The organism is Ilumatobacter nonamiensis YM16-303 (assembly GCF_000350145.1).
GTDB lineage: Bacteria > Actinomycetota > Acidimicrobiia > Acidimicrobiales > Ilumatobacteraceae > Ilumatobacter_A > Ilumatobacter_A nonamiensis.
In genome coordinates this window covers 1-3,550 of record NZ_BAOL01000071.1, presented here as the reverse complement: position 1 = coordinate 3,550, position 3,550 = coordinate 1, and the positions used below count along the sequence as shown (strand labels likewise).

Genomic DNA, 3,550 nt, shown 5'->3' with positions numbered 1-3,550 from the left:
CGGAACCATCCGGTGTCTGACACCCGATGGTCCTGGCGCTCAGGACAGGCGGGTGAGCCAGTTGCGCAGGAGGTCGTGGCCGGAGCCGGTGAGGATGCTCTCCGGGTGGAACTGGACACCTTCGACATCGACGTCGCGATGACGCACTCCCATCACCACGCCGTCGGCGCTGCGCGCCGTCACCTCGAGCACGTCGGGGATGGACTCGGGAGCGAGCGTGAGCGAGTGGTAGCGGGTGGCCGTGAGCGGCGACGGCAGCCCCGCGAACACGCCGTCGTCGACGTGCTCGATCGGTGACGTCTTGCCGTGCATCAACTCGGGAGCCCCGACGACCTCGGCGCCGTAGACCTGTCCGATCGCCTGATGTCCGAGACAGACACCGAGCACCGGCACTCCCCGCTCGGCGAAGGCCTCGACGGCGTCGCAGAGGATTCCGGCTGACTCCGGGCGACCCGGGCCGGGCGAGAGCAGCACGCCGTCAGGGTCGATCGCGAGGGCTTCGTCCACCGTCACCGCGTCATTGCGCACCACGATCGGCTCGACGCCCAACTCTCCGAGGTACTGGACGAGGTTGTAGACGAAGCTGTCATAGCTGTCGATGACGAGCACGCGCATCGCGCCAGTCTGCCGCGCGGAGGCCGTGACCACCCACCACGGTTTCCGGTTCGGCGGTCGGCCCGCGCCGACGGCTCGACCGATGGCGTATGCTGTCCGACCGATGGCACCTCCGAAGCGAAAGACGGGTGGCGGGCGCGTCACACCCAAGGGGACCCAGCCCGGTGACCGATCCGGTTCGTCGAAGTCCGACGAACCCGAGTCTGCTTCGTCGCGGACCACGGTCGCGGCATCGTCGCGTTACACCCCGAAACAACAGCGACGGCAGTTGATCCCACCGAACCTGATCCCCGTGATCATGGTCGTGTTGTTGATCGTCGGCGGCCTCGTGATCATGGCCGGCTACCTCATCGGTGACGCATCTCGCTGGTTCACGGGCCTCGGCCTGATCTGCATCCTGGGCGGCCTGTGGTTCGCCACGAAGTGGGAATGACGCACCCACCGATTCAGCGCCCGACTCGGCGCTGAGCACCCACTCGTTCACATGGCCACGAGGTGAACGAGATGAACGGGGAATGACGTTGATGTCATTCGATCCCCACACCGTCCACAACCTGTGGACAACTCAGTCGTAGAGCGGCGCGACTTCGGTCATGTCCTCGAGACAGTGCCTCGGCGGCGGCGGATCCTCGTCGGGCGCCGTCGTCATCCTGAGCTCGACACCGCATACATCACAGCGATAATTGCGCTTGACCTTGCGCAACTCCCCCGACGGCGCTGGCTCGGGAGGCAGCTGGGTGAAGCTCCGCAACATCGCGATGCCGCTTTTCCACAGCACCCATCCGAAGAAGACGCCGAACGCCACCCAGATGATCGTCGACATTTCCGGCACGGCATCTACGCTACCGACGCTCGACGGCGTGTGTCCGCGCGGCTCGCTCACTCGTTGAGCAGACCAATAATCCGCTGCAGGTCGTCGATCTCGTCATCGTCGAGGTGCCGCGCGAACGAGGCCTGGACCGCGCGCCGATAGCTCACGCTCATCTCGCGCCACAGCCTTCGACCGGACTTCGTCAGTTCGACCTCGACGGCGCGCTTGTCGTCCTCGTCGAGGCGGTGACGCTTGATCCACCCCTCCTCCTCCAATCGATCCAACCGACGACTGATGCTCGACGCCGGAAGCCGGAGATCCGCCGCGATGTCGAGCGGCCGCGCGAAACCACCGAGTCGCTGGAGTGTGGTGAGGACGTCGAACCAACCGATGGTGATGTCCCACTCCGCCCGCAACTCGTCGTCGATCGAGCGCTCGAGCGCGCCGACCAGCGATTGGAGATCCCGCCAGACTCCGACCCTGACGTTGTCGAGGCGAGGCATCCGACGCGGCCGACGACGGTCAGCTCGTGGCGCGAATCGCCGAGGCGAACGCAGAGACGGCCTCGTCGATCTCGGACTGGTTGACGATCAGTGGGGGACTCCAACGGATCGTCTTCTTGTAGGTACCGGCGAGCATCAGCAGCAGCCGGCTCTCCTTCTGACAGTGGGCCACGACGGCCGCCGCTCGTTCCGCGGTGTCGAACTCCGTGGCGACCATCAGCCCGCGTCCACGCACGTGGAGCAGCGCCTGGTCGAGCTGTTGGAGATTGAGCAGCGCATCCATCAGCTGGTTGCCGCGGGACTTGACGTTGTCGAGGAAGCCGGGTTCCTGCAGTACCTCGATCGTGGCGAGCGCCGCCGCGCAGCCGATCGGGTTGCCGTTCGACGAGCCGCTGTGACTCCCCGTCACCCACTTCTCGTCGAGCTCTCGCCGGGTGCCCAGCGCAGCGAACGGGAAGCCGGAGGCCATCCCCTTCGCCATGCAGATGATGTCGGGGCTCACGCCGAGCGCCTCGGTCGCGAACATCCTGCCGGTGCGTCCGAAGCCACTCTGCGTCTCGTCGGTGACGAGCAGGATTCCGTGGTCCCGGCACCGCCGCTCGATTCCCTCGAGGAAACCCTGCGGCGTGGGGATGTATCCACGTTCACCGATGACCGGTTCGATCACACACGCCGCGATCTTCTCGGGTGACACCTGCGTCGACATGATCCGATCGAGACCCCGGAGCGCACGGCTCACCTCGGCCTCCTGGTCGGACGCGTGCGGGTCCGGGTACGGCGCGATGAACACGCCACCGGGCAGCGGGCCGTAGCCGGCACGGTCGATCGCGCGGCTGCTCGACATCGCCAGCGTGTAGTGCGTGCGACCGTGGAAGGCTCCGTCGAACGTGATCACGTTGCGCCGATCGGTGGCGTGCTTGGCGAGCTTGACCGCCGACTCGACGATCTCGTCAGGCGTGCTGCCGAAGTAGAACGTGTCGATTCCGTCCGGGGTGATCTCGCCGAGCTTGTTGACGAGCGGCTGCAGCTTGTCGTGGCGGTACACGTTGATCTGCGCGTGGATCATCCGGCCCGCCTGCTCGGCGATCGCCTGCGTGACCTTCGGGTGGGCGTGGCCGGTGGATGCGGCTCCGAGTCCACCCGTGAAGTCGAGGTACTCGTGACCGTTGACGTCGATGACGCGGATGCCCATCCCGCGCTCGATCTGCAGATCGGTCGCCTTCGCCCAGACGCCCGAAAGGTGTGCTCCAGTTTCGGCCATCCGGAAAGCCTATGGGAATCCTCCGAACAGCCTCCGGACGCGCAATTCCCGTCGGATCAGAAGGCGACGGCCTCCACATCGGCGTAGGTGGCGGCGAGGTGGAAGTTCATCTCGTCGCGCACGTTCTCGGGGACGTCCTCGAGGTCCGGGCCATTGCGCTTCGGGATCACCACGTCGGTGATCCCCAGTCGGTGTGCAGCGAGCACCTTCTGCTTCACGCCACCGATCGGCATCACCTGGCCCTGCAGGTTGATCTCACCGGTCATCGCGACGTTCGACTTCACCGGTCGGTCGGTGAGCAACGACACCAGCGCCGTCGTCATCGTGATTCCCGCGGACGGCCCGTCCTTGGGCACCGCA

Annotated in this window: 6 protein-coding genes; 1 reads left to right on the top strand and 5 read right to left on the bottom strand. The window is 66.1% G+C overall.

Annotated features, from left to right (window positions below):
• Positions 1-39: 39 nt before the first annotated feature.
• On the bottom strand, positions 40-615 hold the full coding sequence (locus ON45_RS08340) for an anthranilate synthase component II (protein WP_040493194.1): 576 nt from the start codon (positions 613-615) through the stop codon (positions 40-42).
• Positions 616-718: 103 nt separating this feature from the next.
• Between ON45_RS08340 and ON45_RS22600 the strand changes: the two genes are divergently transcribed.
• Positions 719-1,048, top strand: a complete 330-nt coding sequence (locus ON45_RS22600) for a hypothetical protein (RefSeq protein WP_148288584.1) — start codon at positions 719-721, stop codon at positions 1,046-1,048.
• A gap of 132 nt (positions 1,049-1,180) precedes the next feature.
• On the opposite strand, the gene ON45_RS08335 is transcribed toward ON45_RS22600, so the two are convergent.
• The 4 genes from ON45_RS08335 to ON45_RS08320 form a co-directional block, all read right to left on the bottom strand.
• The gene (locus ON45_RS08335; protein WP_148288583.1) at positions 1,181-1,438 is read right to left on the bottom strand and encodes a hypothetical protein; all 258 of its coding nucleotides are present in this window, start codon (positions 1,436-1,438) and stop codon (positions 1,181-1,183) included.
• A gap of 56 nt (positions 1,439-1,494) precedes the next feature.
• Positions 1,495-1,929 carry a MarR family winged helix-turn-helix transcriptional regulator gene (locus tag ON45_RS21275; protein ID WP_051062734.1) on the bottom strand — a complete coding sequence of 145 codons (435 nt, stop codon included), beginning with the start codon at positions 1,927-1,929 and terminating at the stop codon, positions 1,495-1,497.
• A gap of 19 nt (positions 1,930-1,948) precedes the next feature.
• A complete protein-coding gene (locus tag ON45_RS08325; RefSeq protein WP_040493191.1) occupies positions 1,949-3,190 on the bottom strand; it encodes an aspartate aminotransferase family protein in 1,242 nt (413 codons plus the stop codon).
• A 56-nt stretch (positions 3,191-3,246) separates the two neighbouring features.
• A partial coding sequence (locus ON45_RS08320) for a S16 family serine protease (protein WP_040493190.1) occupies positions 3,247-3,550 on the bottom strand: 304 nt, incomplete at its 5' end.

What these genes read in the sequence shown, in the direction of transcription:
- ON45_RS08340 (WP_040493194.1), bottom strand. Translation starts at nt 615, where the DNA reads ATGCGCGTGCTCGTCATCGACAGCTATGACAGCTTCGTCTACAACCTC.
- ON45_RS21275 (WP_051062734.1), bottom strand. Translation starts at nt 1,929, where the DNA reads ATGCCTCGCCTCGACAACGTCAGGGTCGGAGTCTGGCGGGATCTCCAA.
- ON45_RS08325 (WP_040493191.1), bottom strand. Translation starts at nt 3,190, where the DNA reads ATGGCCGAAACTGGAGCACACCTTTCGGGCGTCTGGGCGAAGGCGACC.
- ON45_RS22600 (WP_148288584.1), top strand. Translation starts at nt 719, where the DNA reads ATGGCACCTCCGAAGCGAAAGACGGGTGGCGGGCGCGTCACACCCAAG.
- ON45_RS08335 (WP_148288583.1), bottom strand. Translation starts at nt 1,438, where the DNA reads ATGTCGACGATCATCTGGGTGGCGTTCGGCGTCTTCTTCGGATGGGTG.